Source organism: Streptomyces sp. NPDC087844 (assembly GCF_044742785.1).
Taxonomy (GTDB): domain Bacteria; phylum Actinomycetota; class Actinomycetes; order Streptomycetales; family Streptomycetaceae; genus Streptomyces.
On sequence record NZ_JBIUVD010000001.1, the window covers coordinates 312284 to 327463 of the forward strand.

Below are 15180 nucleotides of genomic sequence, written 5' to 3' on the forward strand. Positions count from 1 at the left end.
CGTCAGACCACCTCTCCCTGCCGGGCGGCCGCCAGGCGGACCGCGTCCATGATCTTCTCGTAGCCGGTGCAGCGGCAGAGGTTGCCCGAGAGCGCCTCGCGGATGTCGGCGTCGGTCGGGGTCGGGTTGCGCTCCAGCATCTCGTCGGCCGCGACCAGCAGGCCGGGGGTGCAGAAGCCGCACTGGACGGCTCCGGCGTCGATGAACGCCTGCTGGATGGGCGCCAGTTCGGCGCCCTCACCGGTTTGCGAGTCGGCGGGCCGCGCCTCCCAGCGCTTGGCCGCGTCCAGGGGCGTACCGCAGGCGCCAGGGGCCCCCGCGGCTCCTGAGGTTCCGGGGACGCTCGGGGCTCCGGGGGCTCGGGAGGCGCAACCCCCGTGCTGCTCCGCCCGCTGCTTGGCGAAGTCCGCCAGGCCCTCGACCGTGACGACGTCGCGGCCCTCGACCTGCCCGGCCGCGACCAGACAGGAACAGACCGGAACGTTGTCGAGGCGGACCGTGCAGGAGCCGCACTCGCCCTGCTCGCAGGCGTTCTTCGAGCCCGGCAGGCCCAGGCGTTCCCGCAGCACGTACAGCAGGGACTCGCCCTCCCACACGTCGTCGGCTTCCTGCGGACGGCCGTTGACCGTGAAACTGACGCGCATTACGCGACTCCCTCCGTGGCGGCGGCGGTGCCGCGGTACGACTCCCAGGTCCAGGTCAGCGTGCGGCGGGCCATGATGCCCACCGCGTGGCGGCGGTAGCTCGCGGTGCCCCGGACGTCGTCGATGGGGTTGCAGGCGCCGGAGCACAGCTCGGCGAACTGCTTGGCCACCGACGGGGTGATGATCTTGCCGTTGTCCCAGAAGCCGCCTTCTTCGAGCGCCGCGTTCAGAAACTCCTCGGCGACTTCGGCCCGTACGGGTGTGGGCGCGGCCGAACCGATGCCGGTGCGGACCGTGCGGGTGGCGGGGTGCAGGGCGAGGCCGAAGGCGCACACCGCGATCACCATGGCGTTGCGGGTGCCGACCTTGGAGTACTGCTGCGGGCCGTCCGCCTTCTTGATGTGGACGGCGCGGATCAGCTCGTCGGGGGCGAGCGCGTTGCGCTTCACCCCGGTGTAGAAGGCGTCGATCGGGATCAGCCGTGAACCCCGTACGGACTCGGCCTCGACCTCGGCGCCCGCCGCAAGGAGGGCGGGGTGGGCGTCACCGGCCGGGGAGGCGGTGCCGAGGTTCCCGCCGACTCCGCCGCGGTTGCGGATCTGCGGGGAGGCCACGGTGTGGGAGGCCAGGGCCAGGCCGGGCAGCTCGCCGCGGAGGTTGTCCATGATCGCCGAGTACGGGACCGAGGCGCCCAGGCGGACCGACTCCTCGCCGACCTCCCAGTCGCCCAACTCGCCGATGCGATTGAGGTCCAGCAGGTACTCGGGCCGGCGGTGGTCGAAGTTGATCTCGACCATCACGTCGGTGCCACCCGCAATCGGCACAGCTGTGGGATGCGCTGCCTTGGCGGCGAGCGCTTCCTCCCAGCTGGCGGGGCGAAGGAAGTCCATGACCGGCTCTCTTCTTCGTCTCGTTGATGGTGCTGATCAAGCCAGATCGTGTGCGGCGGCCCAGGCTCGTTCATGAGTTGTTCACGTGGATGGGAGCCAGTACACAGCCCGTTCCACCAATGGGGTCAGTCACCGAAACCATGAAGGAGTTGGCTGGCCAGGGCGCGCATCTTGTAGATTCGTATGAACGGAGGTCATCAGTAACCTCTCGGCTTTCCCTCGGAAACGTCGGACGCAGTCCGCTGCGCGTCGGCCACCGGCCGGAATGAGTCCTCCTCTCGCCCCTTCATCGGTTCGGCCCCCTCCATCGGTTCCCCATCCATCGTAATTTTTCGAGACAGAACGGCGGCGACGAGATGCGGCTGCGCGCACTGCTGGACACGGACGCGCTGGGCCTGCGGCTGCTCGGCGGCCAGGACGAGCTGGACCGCACGGTGCGCGGGGTGATGACCACGGACCTGCGGGACCCCAGCCGCTATCTGTCGGGCGGTGAGCTGGTCCTCACCGGGCTCGCCTGGCGCCGTGGCCCGGCCGACTCCGAGCCCTTCGTACGGCTCCTCGCGGGCGCCGGGGTCACGGCGCTGGCCGCGGGCGAGGCCGAGCTGGGCGCCATCCCGGAGGACCTGGTGGCGGCCTGCGCGCAGCACCGGCTGCCGCTGTTCGCCGTCAACGAGTCGGTGGCCTTCGCGACGATCACCGAGCACGTCGTGCGGCAGGTGTCGGGCGAGCGTGCCGGGGACCTGGCGGCCGTGGTGGACCGGCACCGCCGGATGATGACCTCAGGCCCGGCGGGCGGCGGCCCGGACGTGGTCCTGGACCTGCTCGGTACCGACCTGGACCTGCGTGCCTGGGTCCTCTCCCCCGTCGGGCGCCTCATCGCGGGCTCGCGTCTCGCGGAGACCGAGCTGCCCGCGCAGGTCTGCGCCACGCTGGCCGGTGAGCACCTGGCGGCGGTCCGCACGGGCCGCCGCGGCCCGTACCGGGTGACGGTGGGCCCGGCCACGTACTCGCTGTTCCCGGTCCGCGGCGGCGGACGCTCTACGGCGGGGACGCGCGACGTACGCGAGACGGTCCTGTCGGAGTGGCTGCTCGCCGTGGAGGCGGACGCCGGGGACTGGCCGGAGGAGCGGCTCGACCTGCTGGAGGGCGTGACGCAACTGATCGCCGTGGAGCGGGACCGACGGGACGCGGCGCGCACCGTGCGGCGCAGGCTCGCGCAGGAGGTGCTGGAGCTGGTGCGGACCGGTGCCGCGCCCGCCGAGATCGCGGCGCGGCTGCGGGTCGCGGCGCCCGTACTGCTGCCCGGACTGGGCGCGGCTCCGCACTGGCAGGTCGTGGTCGCCCGCGTCGAATGGGACGAGGCGGAGGGCGGGCCCGCGGGCTCCCCGGCCGAGTCCGGCGGCGGTGGCAGACGGACCGAGGGGCCCGCGGGAGGTCCGGCTGGCGGTCCGGCTGGCGGTCCGGTGGCGCAGGCGCTGCTGGAGGAGATCCTGGTCGACCCGCTGTCGTCGGGTCCCGAGCCGTCCGACCGGATCGCGGTCGCCCACACGGGCGACGAGGCCATCGCGCTCGTCCCCCTGCCGGCCGTCTCCTCGGAGCACGACGGCTCGGAGACGGGCCTGCTGGCCGACGCGATACTGGAAGCGGTACGCGAGCCGCTGTCGGCCGGACTGGACGGTGACGGGCGGCTCACGCTGGGCGTCAGCGCTGCCGTGCACTCGGCGGAGGGCCTGCGCGGCGCCCTGGAGGAGGCACGGCACGCGCGGCGGGTGGCCGCGGCCAGGCCCGGGCGGGTGTGCGCGGCGGGCCACCAGGAGCTGGCGTCGCACGTACTGCTGCTGCCCTTCGTGCCGGACGACGTGCGCCGCGCCTTCACGGCCCGGCTGCTGGACCCGCTGCGCGAGTACGACCGCCGGCACCGCGCCGAGCTGGTCCCGACGCTGGAGGCGTTCCTCGACTGCGACGGGTCCTGGACGCGCTGCGCGGCCCGTCTGCATCTGCACGTCAACACGCTGCGCTATCGGGTCGGGCGTATCGAGCAGTTGACGGGCCGAGATCTTTCCCGGCTTGAGGACAAGCTGGACTTCTTCCTCGCGCTGCGGATGAGCTGAGGTCACAGCGCTGCGGGCGGTGGGACTCCCGTCGCACGGGTGCGAGCGGAGGCCCGGAACGTGCGTCAAGTGTCTTCTCCAACCCACGACTTTGTGAAATCCTTCACCTACCCCCTTGGCCGGGCGCGCTCATTCGTGCTGAGATGCCGCCACCACTCAACAGCTCAATGGCGTGCTCGGGGAGGGCAACGTGGCGCATCCCGCCATGTCTGGTTACGGAACGACTGCAGGGGACGATCCACTCCAGACCGCAATATGGCGGCTGCGCTCGCGCGCCTGCTGGGCCGACGCGGCCGCTCTCCTGGAACCACACACGGCATCGGCCGCTCTCCAGAGAGCCTCACTCCTCGTCGAACGCTGCCTCTACACCGAGCAGGGGTGGGCGGAGGCGGAGGACGCGCTGCGTACGGCGGAGGCGCTGGCCCAGAGCGACGACGAGCGGGGCGCGGCGGCGTGCGAGCGGGGGCAGCTCGCGTACGCGTCGACGCTGCTGGCGGTCCGCGACCGCGCCGACGAGGCACGGGCCGCGCTCGGCCGGGCGGCGGCCTTGATCGCGCCGGGTGCCAGAGGGCGGGCGCTGCTCGACTTCCGGCGCGGCCTGCTCGCGGAGAACCTGGCGCACTCGCCGCAGTCCGCGCGCGCCGCCTACCGCCGGGCCCACGCGGGCGCCACCGCGCACGACGACCCGCTGCTCCTGTCCTTCACCTGGCGTCACCTCGCGGGACTCGCGCTGCGCGAGGGCGAGTTGGCGGAGGCCCGGCACGGCTTCGCCGAATCCCTGCGCATCCGCGAGGAGTTGGGCTACCTCGTCGGTACCGCCCCGGCGCTGGCGTCCCTCGCCGACGCGGAGACCGAACCGGAGGCGTCCCGGCTACGGGCGGAGGCGGGGCGGCTGTTCAAGCTCCTCGGAGGCGTACCGACCTGGCTGGCGGACCAGTTGGCACCACCGGCGGCCACCGCGTGACGCCAGCGCCCGCGCCGGGCCACGGACGCGCCTTCCCGAGCAGCCTCGGAGGACCCGGACCCGGACCCGCCTCGTGCGGCAGGCACCGGGCACGCGGATCCGCCGTCTCCCAGGGGCGCGAGACACGCAGACCCGCCGTCTCCCAGAGGCGCGGGGCACGCGGACCCGCCGACCTCTGCAGGCGCCCGGCACGCAGACCCGCCGTCTTTCAGGGGCGCGGGGCACGCGGACCCGCCAGCCTCTGCAGGCACCGGGCACGCAGACCCGCCGACCTCTGCAGGCGCCCGGCACACAGACCCGCCGTCTTTCAGGGGCGCGGGGAACTGCGCGACCAGCCCCCACCGGGCCCACGGATGAACGACGCCTCGCGCCAAGGCCTCAGGGCCCAGGACGTCAGGGCCCTGAGGCCTTGGGCACGATCGAGGCGGCGGCCCGACGCGTACCCGCTACGCGCCCGCGAAGTGGTCCCGTATCAAGCCCTGCGCCACCGCAACGTCCTGCGCGGCCAACGCGTCGAGCAGCCCCGCGTGTTGCGCCGCGTCGGCGAGGAGATCGGCGCGCGGACGCCGGGTGGGGGCCCCGGCCAGGGGCAACTGGGCGCGGCGGTGGAGGTCGTCCGCGAGCTGTACCAGCTGGCGGTTGCCCGAGAGGGCGAGGACCGCGGCGTGGAAGACGCGGTCGGACTCGGCGTAGCGCGCGAGGTCGCCGGTGGCCGCCGCGGTCACGGTCGCGTCGGCGAGCGGGCGCAGCTCCGCCCAGCAGGGGGCCGCCACCGTACGGGTCAGCCGCAGCATCACCGGCATCTCGACGAGTGCCCGGATCTCGGCCAGCTCGGCCAGTTCACGGGCCCCGCGCCGGATGACACGGAAGCCGCGGTTCGGTACGACCTCGACCGCCCCCTCGTTCGCGAGCTGCTGCATGGCCTCGCGCACGGGGGTCGCCGACACCCCGAAGCGTTCGCCGAGCGCGGGGGCGGAGTAGACCTCACCGGGGGCGAGGTCACCGGCGACGAGAGCGGACCGCAGCGCGTCAAGAACCTGCCCACGGACGGAGAGCCGCTGAATCACGGGCCGGGGAGCCGCGACCGCGAAGGCGGGCCCGGAGACAGGTGCGGGGACGGGGGCAGGAGTGGGGGCGGGCGCAGACGCGGGCGCGGGGCCGATCGAGGCCGTACGGGCATCGGGCACCCGGCGCCCTGACGGCGTACCTCGGCCGCCGGAGACGCCTGGGCCGCCCAGGGCCTCCGGGGCTGCGGCAGGGCCGGGGGCGCCTGGCGCTCCGCATGCCGCCGTGGCGCGGCCGGGACCACCCAGGACTCCCGGGGCCGAGGACGCACGGACATCCGGCACACCCCGGCCGCCGGGAGTACCCACGCCACCCGCGCCGCCCGCTCCACCCGGAGCCTCCGGGCCCACGGGAGCGCCGGGAGGCGCAGTCGCTTCGCGGAGATCCGGGGCGCTCGTGGCGGTCCGGCGGCTCTCTGTTCCGGGCACGGCGGTCGACGCGTCGTGCGTGCCGGCGCGCCGGGCACCGTCCGTGAAGCTGAGCGCGCCACCTCTGGGAACGCCCATGGACGGTCCGCTCGCCAGGGTCCCGCTCGCGGGGGCCTCACTCGTGCCCGGGAATGCCCCGCCCGGCAGGCCCCCGCCGGCTCCCGAGGAACCCTGGGGCCGTGCGGCGCTGCCTGTGCCGCCCGGGCCTCGCGGGTCCCGGGCGCCCTCGCGCGTCACCCGCGGCTGGGGAATCGGCGTCTCGCTGTGGGTGTGCTCACCGCGGGCGGCGTGCGCGACGGGGGCGGCGGGAACCGGCGGGGTCGCGGGAGAGGGGCCGACGGCAAGGGCCTCGGCACGGCCCTCCGAGCGCGCCTGGGGCGGTACCCGCAGGCCGGCGCCCCCGGGGCGGCCCGCCACGTCACGCGTCTCCCCGGTACGCCCCTCCCCGGGCCGGGTCTCCGTGGGCCGAGTCTCCGTGGGGCCCGTCTCCGTGAGACGGGCCCCCCTCGGACGCGCCCCCGTCGGACGCACCCCCGTGGGACGCGCCTTCGAGGAGTCCCCGGCAGAGCCGTACCCCTCGCGCGAACCGGCCTTCTCCACGGGAGCCTCCTCCGGGTTGGCGCTGGTGGTGGGTGTGCGGGTGTCAATGTCGGGTGGGGTCCGTCGTGACCCCGACAGAACAGGGTAAACCTCGACCCTATCGGGTAAGGTAAGCCTTACTTGCCCAAGATCGAGAGACGGGGTCCTCGCATGTCCGCTACCGCCCCGGCCGTGACAGCGCCCGTGACCACCGGTGGCGCGCGCCCGGCCCACTCGGCCCTCACCGAGGCGTACACGCGAATGACCGAGGTGTTCCCGGCCCTGGGCGTGACGGAACTCGCCCCGGGCGAACCCGCCCCGACGGGTGGCGGGCGGGTCGGTGTCGCGAGGCTCGCGGAGGCGGGGCCCGAGTTCGAGTCCTTTCTCGCATGGGACGACGAGCAGGTCCTGGCCGACCACGGACAGCGGGCCCGCCCGGACGTCATCGCCAGCTTCGGTCTGCACCGGTACGCCTGGCCGGCCTGTCTGCTGATCACGGTTCCGTGGTTCGTACTGCGCCGCGTCCCCCGTTTCCCCGTGCAGGACGTCACCTTCCAGCGCATGCCCGGCCGTATCGCGGTGCGCGTGGGCGAGTTCGCCTGCCTCCCGGACGACCCGGCGGCGACACTGCCCGGTGCCCGCGTCGTCCGGGACGAAGAGGCTCTGCGCGCCGAGGTGAGGGCCGCCGTCGCCGAGCATCTGGAGCCGGTCCTGAGCGGCTTCGCCCCGCGCATGCGGCGCAGGGGCCGCGCCCTGTGGGCCATGGCCACGGACGAGGTCGTCGAGAGCCTTTATTACGTCGCCGGTCTCCTCGGCGAGCAGGAGCGCGCGACGCGGGAGCTGGAGCTGCTGTTCCCCGGCACCACCAAGCCGTACGTCGGCACGGCCGGCTTCCGCGAGGTGACCGGTTCGAACGGCGAGTGCCTGCCCACCAGGGACCGGGCCAGTTGCTGCTTCTACTACACCCTCGACGCCGAGGACACCTGCGCCAACTGCCCCCGCAACACCGAGGCCGTGCGCATCGCGAAGCTGACGGCCCAGGCGGCAGAGGCGGCGGTCTGAGCCCCGCGCGGGACCACCTTCCGCATCCAGTAAGATCAACTCGGCCTGAGACCGGGTTCTCCGCCATGGACGCGGGTACTGAGGTCACGGCTGGTTCACAATATCCTCACTTGGCGCAGGAACTTTCCGTGGAACCACCCGTACGGGTAATCTAACTCGAACTCAACTCCCGCCCCTCAAGCGGCAGTTCGAGGAGAATGCCGCCCACGCGCATCCCCTTGCACTTATCTGGCGGCCTCTTGCCCCGAAACTCCCTGAGGACCCGCGGGATTGGGCCACTATGACGGGCGTTACGCCCTATCCCAATGCAAGGGACCCCAGATGAGACTGACCGACATATCGCTGAACTGGCTGCTACCCGGCGCCGTGCTGCTCCTGGGCCTGCTGGCGGCGGTTGCGGTGCTCGCGCGTGGCAAGCGCGCCGGGGAGAAGACCCGCGCCGAAGATTCGTGGGAGCGCACGGAAGAGCGTCGCAGGCGCAAGGAGGCCGTCTACGCCACCGCCTCCTACGTACTGCTGTTCTGCTGCGCCGCGGTCGCCGCCGCTCTCTCCTTCCACGGCCTGGTCGGCTTCGGCGAGCAGAACCTGAACCTGACCGGCGGCTGGCAGTACCTGGTGCCGTTCGGCCTGGACGGCGCGGCCATGTTCTGCTCCGTACTCGCGGTGCGCGAGGCCAGCCACGGTGACGCGGCGCTCGGCTCCCGGATACTCGTGTGGACGTTCGCGGCCGCCGCTGCCTGGTTCAACTGGGTGCACGCCCCCCGGGGCCTCGACCACGCGGGAGCCCCGCACTTCTTCGCCGGCATGTCCCTGTCGGCCGCAGTCCTGTTCGACCGCGCGCTGAAGCAGACCCGCCGCGCCGCCCTGCGCGAGCAGGGCCTGGTGCCCCGGCCGCTGCCGCAGATCCGGATCGTACGGTGGCTGCGCGCCCCGCGTGAGACCTTCGGCGCCTGGTCGCTGATGCTGCTTGAGAACGTGCGCAGCCTGGACGAGGCCGTCGAGGAAGTACGTGAGGACAAGCGGGACAAGGAGCAGAACCGCCTGCGCCGACGCGACCAGGAGAAGCTGGACCGCGCCCGCATCAAGGCGATCACCCGCGGCCACCGCGGCGTGCTCGGCCGCGGCGGCCGTCAGGCGGAACTCCAGTCGGCCCAGACGGCCGCCCAGGTCGCTTCGGAGCCTGCCATATCAACGCCGGAACTACCTTCACGCGCCCGACCCTCGTTGCAGCCGGTCCGCCGAAGCGGGGACTCGGGGACGGTCGATCTCACCGCGGAGGACGACACAATGGCCCTCCCACGGCTCGACTCCCTTGAGCGCAAGCTGAAGGACCTGGAGCAGCAGTTCGGCTGAGCGGGACCCGGGGCTCTCGACGGCCTCGACTCCGGATGGGGGCGCGGCATCTCATGCCGCGCCCCCATCCAGTTCGAACCACACCGCCTTTCCCACCCCGTGCACGCGTACGCCCCACGCGTCGGCGAGCGACTGCACCAGGATCAGGCCCCTGCCGTGCGTGCCCTCGTCAGGGTTCGGTGTCCGCAGCCTCGGCCTGCGCCCCTCGAAGTCCCGTACCTCCACCCGCAGTCCGCGCGGGCCGACGGTCGCCGTCACCAGCGCGTCCCGGTCGGTGTGGACGAGCGCGTTGGTCACTATCTCGCTGGTGAGCAGTTCTGCCGTCTCGGACCTGCCGGGCCTCCCCCAGTGGGCGAGCAGTTCCCGCAGCGCTCTGCGGACCTCGGGCACGGCCCGGAGATCGCAGCGCCGGAGCCTGCTCCTGAGTTGCGACAAGCCGTCCTGGAAACCTTCCTGAAGACCTTCCTGAAGACCTTCCTGAAGACCGTGCTGATCAAGCGCGATCTCCGCCGTGTCCGCCGTGTCCTCCACGGTCGTGGCCGCATTCACCGTCTCCGCCGAGAAGGCCCCGGATAAGACGGGACCGCCCCCTCGCGCATACCTCTTCATGACCCCCGCCGCTCTCGGTACCCCTCCTGCTCGAACACGTTCACGGAATGCATGCCCCGTCAGGAAACCCGGCAGTCATGTCGATTCTTCAACCACTGCCTGTACGTGGGTTGTTGGCCCCGTACGACGCGCGCCGTCCAGCGCCGGGACGGTCGGAGAACGCACTGACGACGCGGGGTGCGCCGGTCGACCGGCGGCCGGTACGCGGCGGGCGGACCGCCGGAGATGGTGCCGCGACCCCGCCGATGGCCTCCCACGACGGCCGCGACCCGGGCGGGGAAGGCGGCTCCCGCGCGGGAGGCGGCGCCGTCCAGCTGCCGCGCGGAACGGGGGTGCACCGGACGGGCGCACACCGCTTCGAGCCCTTGTCTCCGGCCGGCGGAACGGTCGTCGGCGTTCGGTCCATCCGCCGACAGCCACCTGACGCACCGGCCGTACGCGAGTCGGCCGGGGACCGGCGGGGGTGCTGGATCCGCCGGCCCCCCGACCGACTGCCCGCCGCCTGTGCCCCTGCCTATACGCCTACTTGCTGCCTACTTGCCTACTTGCCCACGTGCCTAGTGCCTAAGTGCCTACGTGCCTACTTGGCGCCACTTCCCCTGTCCCCGATGTGGATGATCTCGTGGTCACGGTTCATGTCGACGACAAGCTCGGTCGTGGTCCTGTCCCCCCAGGTCATCGTCACGACCGCTTCCGAGTGGTCCGCCTTGCCGTTGTCGGTGACCGTCCACTTCGCCGGCACGTTCTGGGCCCGCAGGACGCCGTCCGCGTGGTTCTTGTCCTCCCAGGCCGCGAGTTCCTTGCGGTAGTCGGCGTGCACGTAGTACTTCCGGAGCTCGGTGACCAGGTTCCCGCCCTCGCCCGGACCGCTCTGCGCGTCGATGTACGCGCCGTAGAAGTCGGCGATCCGGGTCACCGAGTTCGACGGCTGCCCGCCGACCGAGCGGAACGCGGCGGTCCGCGCCGTCGCGTCGGCCGAGGTCGCCTCGGCCGACGCGGTGATCCCGAGCGGCAGGGCGGTCGCGGCGACGAGGCCGGCGATCAGAGCGGCACGGCGTCCCCGTCCGCGTGCTGCGGTGCCGGCGGCGCTGCTGTCGCTGTTGTTGCTGTTCATCGGTCCGTACTCCCCGTTCTGCTGCTGCACTTCTGTCATGACCGGCGCGATGGTCGGTCGCACCGGTAGGGGCCGCCCTCTCGACCCCCGTCGCGTGAGGGCGGCCCCGGCTCAGGTGGCGGTCAGTGGAGCTTGTTGACCGCGGTGGTCGTCGTCTTCTTGAAGGCCTTCACCGGCGCGTCGGAGAAGTCACCCATCTGCCCCCACTTCACGACGGTGACGGCCCGGCCGTCCCGGCCGACCGAGTAGAGGTTGATGTCGGTGGCGCCCCAGGAGGTGTCGGTGTGCACCCCGTAGACATGGGCACCCTCCTCGACCGGCAACGTGCCGTAGTCCTTCCATGTGGCCTCGACCTCGGGGTCGGCCTGCTCCGCCTTGGCCGCGCAGGCCTTGATCTCCTTGTTCAGCCGCTTGGCGAGGGCATCGGCCTTCGCGTTGCTGCCGACGACGATGGTGAGCTGCTGGGCGTTGGTCTCCAGGTCGGTCCGGAAGTCCCGGTACGAGGAGTCGTAGCCCGGCAGCGCGTCCTCCAGGCAGAACACCAGCTCGTCGGGGACACCGGGGGTGACCCTGCCCGCCGTCCAGGCGGACGAGGGGTGCGGCGGCAGCTGGGAGGCCGACAGGAACCTGGGCGTGCCGCTCGACGTCACCGAGACGGGTACCGAGGTGTTCACGACGGCACCGGCCGGGCCGGCGAGTACCGTACCGACGGCGAGGGCCGCGGCGGCGAGTGCGGTGAACGCCACGCCTCGGGTGCGCTTGGTCATTGGATGTCCCCCTGGGTGCGAGTGCCTGCACGATCTGTGTGCAGGGCCGTTCTGTGTGCATGGCCGTTCTGTGCACGGCGAACCGAGCCGCCTGCACAAGTGGTGGGTGTTGCCGCGAAGGCCCGTCGTGGGCTGCCGCCGGCTGGTCGGTCCGGCGGCGGTCGGTGCGACACCAGAAGCATCAGCCGTCACTCGGGGCGTGCGCAACAGGCGGCGCCCTTTCCGCCACGGTGGAACCATCCCAGCCCTCCTGACGTGCAGGTATATGGAGTGCCTGGGATGCTCATCCGGGCCGGGACAGGCCCCTCGGCCGGGGCGCCACCAGTACGGACGACCAGTACGGGGGAACGGTGTCGACTCGGGACGAGGACGTCGAGGAGTTCGCGGCACTGCTGAGACGTCTGAAGGCACGGACGGATCGCAGTTACGGCGCCCTGGCGCGCCGGGTGAACATGAACACCTCGACGCTGCACCGCTACTGCGCAGGCGACGCGGTGCCGCTCGACTTCGCACCCGTGGAGCGGTTCGCCGCACTGTGCGGGGCGACGCCGGAGGAGCGGCTCGAACTGCACCGCCGCTGGATTCTGGCGGTCGCGGCCCGGCAGCGGCCACGTGTGCCCGGCCCGTCGGAGGGCCCGGCCCCGGACACGACGGAGGACGACGGACCACAGCCGAACGAGACGAACGAGCCGGATGAGCCGGATGAGCCGGACCCCGCGGGCGAGGCCGTCGCGAGCGCGCCCGCCGCCGCGAACCCCGTGGACGACTCCGGCGACGGCCTCGTGTCCGACGCCGTCCCCGCCGGCGCCGCCGCGCGCCCCCGGCCCGTCTGGTACCGGCGGCGGATCACCGTCACCGTCGCGGCGGCGTCCGCGCTGCTTCTCACGCTGGGCAGCCTGTCGGCTCTCTCCGGCGACGGGCCCTCCGACGACGCCTCCGGGACCGTGCGCCCGTCCCCCACGACGGCCACCTCGGACACCCGTCACCACCCGTCGACGAGCCCGTCCCCCAGCGGGAGCGGCGCGTCGCCCTCGGCCGGCGCCACGGGCAAGGCGTCCAAGTCCCCTCGTGGCGGCGCGACTTCGGGTTCGAAGGGCACGAAGGGCACGAAGGGCAAGCGGAAGCCGAACGGCGGCGGAACCGTCTCCGCACCTCTCACCTGGACCGCGAACTCGCAGGCGTGGAAGCTCGGCTGCGGCCACGACTACGTCATCCGCAAGGACCCGGGGCAGGTCCCGCCGCCACCGGCTCCGCAGGACGCCGGGACCTGGGCGGCGACCCAGGGCGCGGTGCACGGGCGGGAGACCAACGTGGAGATCTCCGTGCAGGGCCGGACCTCGACCGCCGTCGTCCTGACGGATCTGCGGGTCCGGGTGGTCGGCCGCACCGCCCCCGATCCCGGCACCGTCTACGCCATGGACCAGGGCTGCGGCGGCTCGATCACCCCGCGCTCCTTCGCCGTCGACCTGGACAAGGACCGCCCGATCGCCCGCGCGGTGCCCGGCAACGACACCGGCACGCCGATCCCGGCCGTGCGCATGCCCTACCGGGTGTCGGCCTCGGACCCGGAGGTACTGCTGGTCACCGCGCAGACGGAGAACTGCGGCTGCGACTGGTACCTGGAGCTCGACTGGTCCTCCGAGGGACGCACCGGCACGGCCCGCATCGACGACCACGGCCGTCCGTTCCGTACGAGTGCCATCAAGGGCCTGCCGCGCTACTGGTACGGAACGGAAGGCTCGGAGCGCAAGTGGGTCCCCGCCGACTGACGGCCGGAGCCTGGATCCGTCAGAAGCCCTCCGGACAGGGCCTACGGCCGGGGCACGTTACGGAGGTTGGAGCGGGCCATCTGCGCCATGCGGCCCACTCCCCCGTCGAGGACGATCTTGGACGCCGACAGGGCGAAGCCGGTGACCATCTCCTTGCTGATCTTCGGCGGGATGGACAGGGCGTTCGGGTCGGTGACGATGTCGATGAGGGCGGGGCCCTTGTGCTTGAAGGCGTCCTTCAGGGCGCCCGCGAGCTCCTTGGGCTTCTCGACGCGTACGCCGTAGGCACCGCAGGCCCGTGCGACGGCGGCGAAGTCGGGGTTCTTGTTGCTCGTCCCGTACGCCGGCAGCCCGCCGACCATCATCTCCAGCTCGACCATGCCGAGCGAGGAGTTGTTGAAGAGGACGACCTTCACCGGCAGGTCGTACTGGACGAGGGTGAGGAAGTCGCCCATCAGCATGGAGAATCCGCCGTCGCCCGACATCGAGACGACCTGGCGGCCCCGGTCGGTGAACTGGGCGCCGATGGCCTGCGGCAGTGCGTTCGCCATGGAACCGTGCGAGAAGGAACCGATGATGCGGCGGCGGCCGTTGGGCGTGATGTAGCGGGCCGCCCACACGTTGCACATACCGGTGTCGACGGTGAACACGGCGTCGTCGTCGGCGAGTTCGTCGAGGACCGAGGCGACGTACTCCGGGTGGATCGGGACGTGCTTGTCGACCTTGCGCGTATAGGCCTTGACGACGCCGTCCAGCGCCGCGGAGTGCTTCTTGAGCATCTTGTCGAGGAAGCGGCGGTCGGTCTTCGGGCTCACCCTCGGGGTGAGACAGCGCAGGGTCTCCTTCACATCGCCCCACACCGCGAGGTCCAGCTTCGAGCGGCGGCCCAGCCGTTCGGGCCGCACGTCGACCTGGGCGATCTCGACATCGTCCGGCAGGAAGGCGTTGTACGGGAAGTCGGTGCCCAGCAGGATCAGCAGGTCGCACTCGTGGGTCGCCTCGTAGGCGGCGCCGTACCCGAGGAGTCCGCTCATGCCGACGTCGTACGGGTTGTCGTACTGGATCCATTCCTTGCCGCGCAGGGCGTGCCCGACCGGGGACTTGATCTTCTCGGCGAACTCCATGACCTCGGCGTGCGCGCCCGCGGTGCCGCTGCCGCAGAAGAGCGTGATCTTGTCGGCCGCGTCGATCATCGCGGCGAGCTTGTCGATCTCGGTGTCACCGGGGCGCACAGTGGGGCGGGAGGTGACGAGGGCGGTCTCTGCGGCCTTGTCCGGGGCGGGCTGGTCGGCGATGTCGCCGGGCAGTGTCACGACGCTCACGCCGCCCTGGCCGACCGCGTGCTGGATGGCGGTCTGCAGCAGGCGGGGCATCTGCCGCGGGTTGGAGATCATCTCGCTGTAGTGGCTGCACTCACGGAACAGCTGGTCGGGGTGGGTCTCCTGGAAGAAGCCGAGACCGATCTCGCTGGAGGGGATGTGCGAGGCGAGGGCGAGCACGGGGGCCATGGAGCGGTGGGCGTCGTACAGGCCGTTGATGAGGTGCAGGTTTCCCGGACCGCAGGAACCCGCGCAGGCGGCGAGGCCGCCGGTGATCTGGGCCTCGGCGCCCGCCGCGAACGCCGCCGTCTCCTCGTGCCGGACATGGATCCAGTCGATGGCGGAGTTGCGCCGGATCGCGTCGACGACCGGGTTGAGGCTGTCGCCCACGACTCCGTACAGGCGTTTGACGCCGGCGCGGACGAGGATGTCGATGAACTGCTCGGCGACGTTCTGCTTGGCCATGAGTCACACGCCCTTCGCTGTCACGGGATCCCCTCGGGTCC

12 protein-coding genes are annotated in these 15180 nt (G+C 72.2%); 5 read left to right on the plus strand and 7 right to left on the minus strand.

Annotated features, from left to right (window positions below):
* Window positions 1-2 precede the first annotated feature (2 nt).
* Together ACIOKD_RS01295 and ACIOKD_RS01300 are read right to left on the minus strand one after the other, a co-directional pair.
* Window positions 3-644 carry a (2Fe-2S)-binding protein gene (locus tag ACIOKD_RS01295; RefSeq protein WP_402076613.1) on the minus strand — a complete coding sequence of 214 codons (642 nt, stop codon included), beginning with the start codon at window positions 642-644 and terminating at the stop codon, window positions 3-5.
* Window positions 644-1534 (minus strand): FAD binding domain-containing protein, encoded by an 891-nt coding sequence (locus ACIOKD_RS01300; RefSeq protein WP_402076614.1) that lies wholly within the window; start codon window positions 1532-1534, stop codon window positions 644-646. Before ACIOKD_RS01300 ends, ACIOKD_RS01295 begins: the two co-directional genes overlap by 1 nt.
* A 356-nt stretch (window positions 1535-1890) precedes the next feature.
* Between ACIOKD_RS01300 and ACIOKD_RS01305 the strand changes: the two genes are divergently transcribed.
* Window positions 1891-3645, plus strand: coding sequence for a PucR family transcriptional regulator (locus ACIOKD_RS01305; protein ID WP_402076615.1), 1755 nt, complete (start codon window positions 1891-1893; stop codon window positions 3643-3645).
* Between the two features lie 190 nt (window positions 3646-3835).
* Window positions 3836-4609: a hypothetical protein gene (locus ACIOKD_RS01310; protein WP_402076616.1), complete on the plus strand. Its 774-nt coding sequence runs from the start codon at window positions 3836-3838 to the stop codon at window positions 4607-4609.
* Between the two features lie 446 nt (window positions 4610-5055).
* Here the strand turns inward: ACIOKD_RS01310 and ACIOKD_RS01315 are convergent, their stop codons facing one another.
* Complete coding sequence (locus tag ACIOKD_RS01315) at window positions 5056-5796, minus strand: GntR family transcriptional regulator (protein ID WP_402076617.1); 741 nt, start codon at window positions 5794-5796, stop codon at window positions 5056-5058.
* A gap of 1056 nt (window positions 5797-6852) precedes the next feature.
* Between ACIOKD_RS01315 and ACIOKD_RS01320 the strand changes: the two genes are divergently transcribed.
* Together ACIOKD_RS01320 and ACIOKD_RS01325 are read left to right on the plus strand one after the other, a co-directional pair.
* Complete coding sequence (locus ACIOKD_RS01320; RefSeq protein ID WP_402076618.1) at window positions 6853-7743, plus strand: (2Fe-2S)-binding protein; 891 nt, start codon at window positions 6853-6855, stop codon at window positions 7741-7743.
* 321 nt (window positions 7744-8064) lie between these two features.
* Window positions 8065-9096, plus strand: coding sequence for a DUF2637 domain-containing protein (locus ACIOKD_RS01325; protein ID WP_402076619.1), 1032 nt, complete (start codon window positions 8065-8067; stop codon window positions 9094-9096).
* 51 nt (window positions 9097-9147) lie between these two features.
* On the opposite strand, the gene ACIOKD_RS01330 is transcribed toward ACIOKD_RS01325, so the two are convergent.
* From ACIOKD_RS01330 to ACIOKD_RS01340, 3 genes are all read right to left on the minus strand, one after another.
* Window positions 9148-9531, minus strand: a complete 384-nt coding sequence (locus tag ACIOKD_RS01330; protein ID WP_402076620.1) for an ATP-binding protein — start codon at window positions 9529-9531, stop codon at window positions 9148-9150.
* A 754-nt stretch (window positions 9532-10285) separates the two neighbouring features.
* Window positions 10286-10819: a hypothetical protein gene (locus ACIOKD_RS01335; RefSeq protein ID WP_402077663.1), complete on the minus strand. Its 534-nt coding sequence runs from the start codon at window positions 10817-10819 to the stop codon at window positions 10286-10288.
* 122 nt (window positions 10820-10941) lie between these two features.
* Window positions 10942-11586: a hypothetical protein gene (locus ACIOKD_RS01340; RefSeq protein ID WP_402076621.1), complete on the minus strand. Its 645-nt coding sequence runs from the start codon at window positions 11584-11586 to the stop codon at window positions 10942-10944.
* A gap of 350 nt (window positions 11587-11936) precedes the next feature.
* Between ACIOKD_RS01340 and ACIOKD_RS01345 the strand changes: the two genes are divergently transcribed.
* Window positions 11937-13355 carry a helix-turn-helix domain-containing protein gene (locus ACIOKD_RS01345; RefSeq protein WP_402076622.1) on the plus strand — a complete coding sequence of 473 codons (1419 nt, stop codon included), beginning with the start codon at window positions 11937-11939 and terminating at the stop codon, window positions 13353-13355.
* 41 nt (window positions 13356-13396) lie between these two features.
* On the opposite strand, the gene ACIOKD_RS01350 is transcribed toward ACIOKD_RS01345, so the two are convergent.
* Window positions 13397-15139 carry a pyruvate dehydrogenase gene (locus tag ACIOKD_RS01350; protein ID WP_402076623.1) on the minus strand — a complete coding sequence of 581 codons (1743 nt, stop codon included), beginning with the start codon at window positions 15137-15139 and terminating at the stop codon, window positions 13397-13399.
* Window positions 15140-15180: the final 41 nt, after the last annotated feature.

Excerpts from the sequence above, each read along its gene's own strand:
- ACIOKD_RS01350 (WP_402076623.1), bottom strand. The coding sequence starts at position 15,139 with ATGGCCAAGCAGAACGTCGCCGAGCAGTTCATCGACATCCTCGTCCGC.
- ACIOKD_RS01335 (WP_402077663.1), bottom strand. The coding sequence starts at position 10,819 with ATGAACAGCAACAACAGCGACAGCAGCGCCGCCGGCACCGCAGCACGC.
- ACIOKD_RS01305 (WP_402076615.1), top strand. The coding sequence starts at position 1,891 with ATGCGGCTGCGCGCACTGCTGGACACGGACGCGCTGGGCCTGCGGCTG.
- ACIOKD_RS01295 (WP_402076613.1), bottom strand. The coding sequence starts at position 644 with ATGCGCGTCAGTTTCACGGTCAACGGCCGTCCGCAGGAAGCCGACGAC.
- ACIOKD_RS01325 (WP_402076619.1), top strand. The coding sequence starts at position 8,065 with ATGAGACTGACCGACATATCGCTGAACTGGCTGCTACCCGGCGCCGTG.
- ACIOKD_RS01320 (WP_402076618.1), top strand. The coding sequence starts at position 6,853 with ATGTCCGCTACCGCCCCGGCCGTGACAGCGCCCGTGACCACCGGTGGC.
- ACIOKD_RS01300 (WP_402076614.1), bottom strand. The coding sequence starts at position 1,534 with ATGGACTTCCTTCGCCCCGCCAGCTGGGAGGAAGCGCTCGCCGCCAAG.
- ACIOKD_RS01340 (WP_402076621.1), bottom strand. The coding sequence starts at position 11,586 with ATGACCAAGCGCACCCGAGGCGTGGCGTTCACCGCACTCGCCGCCGCG.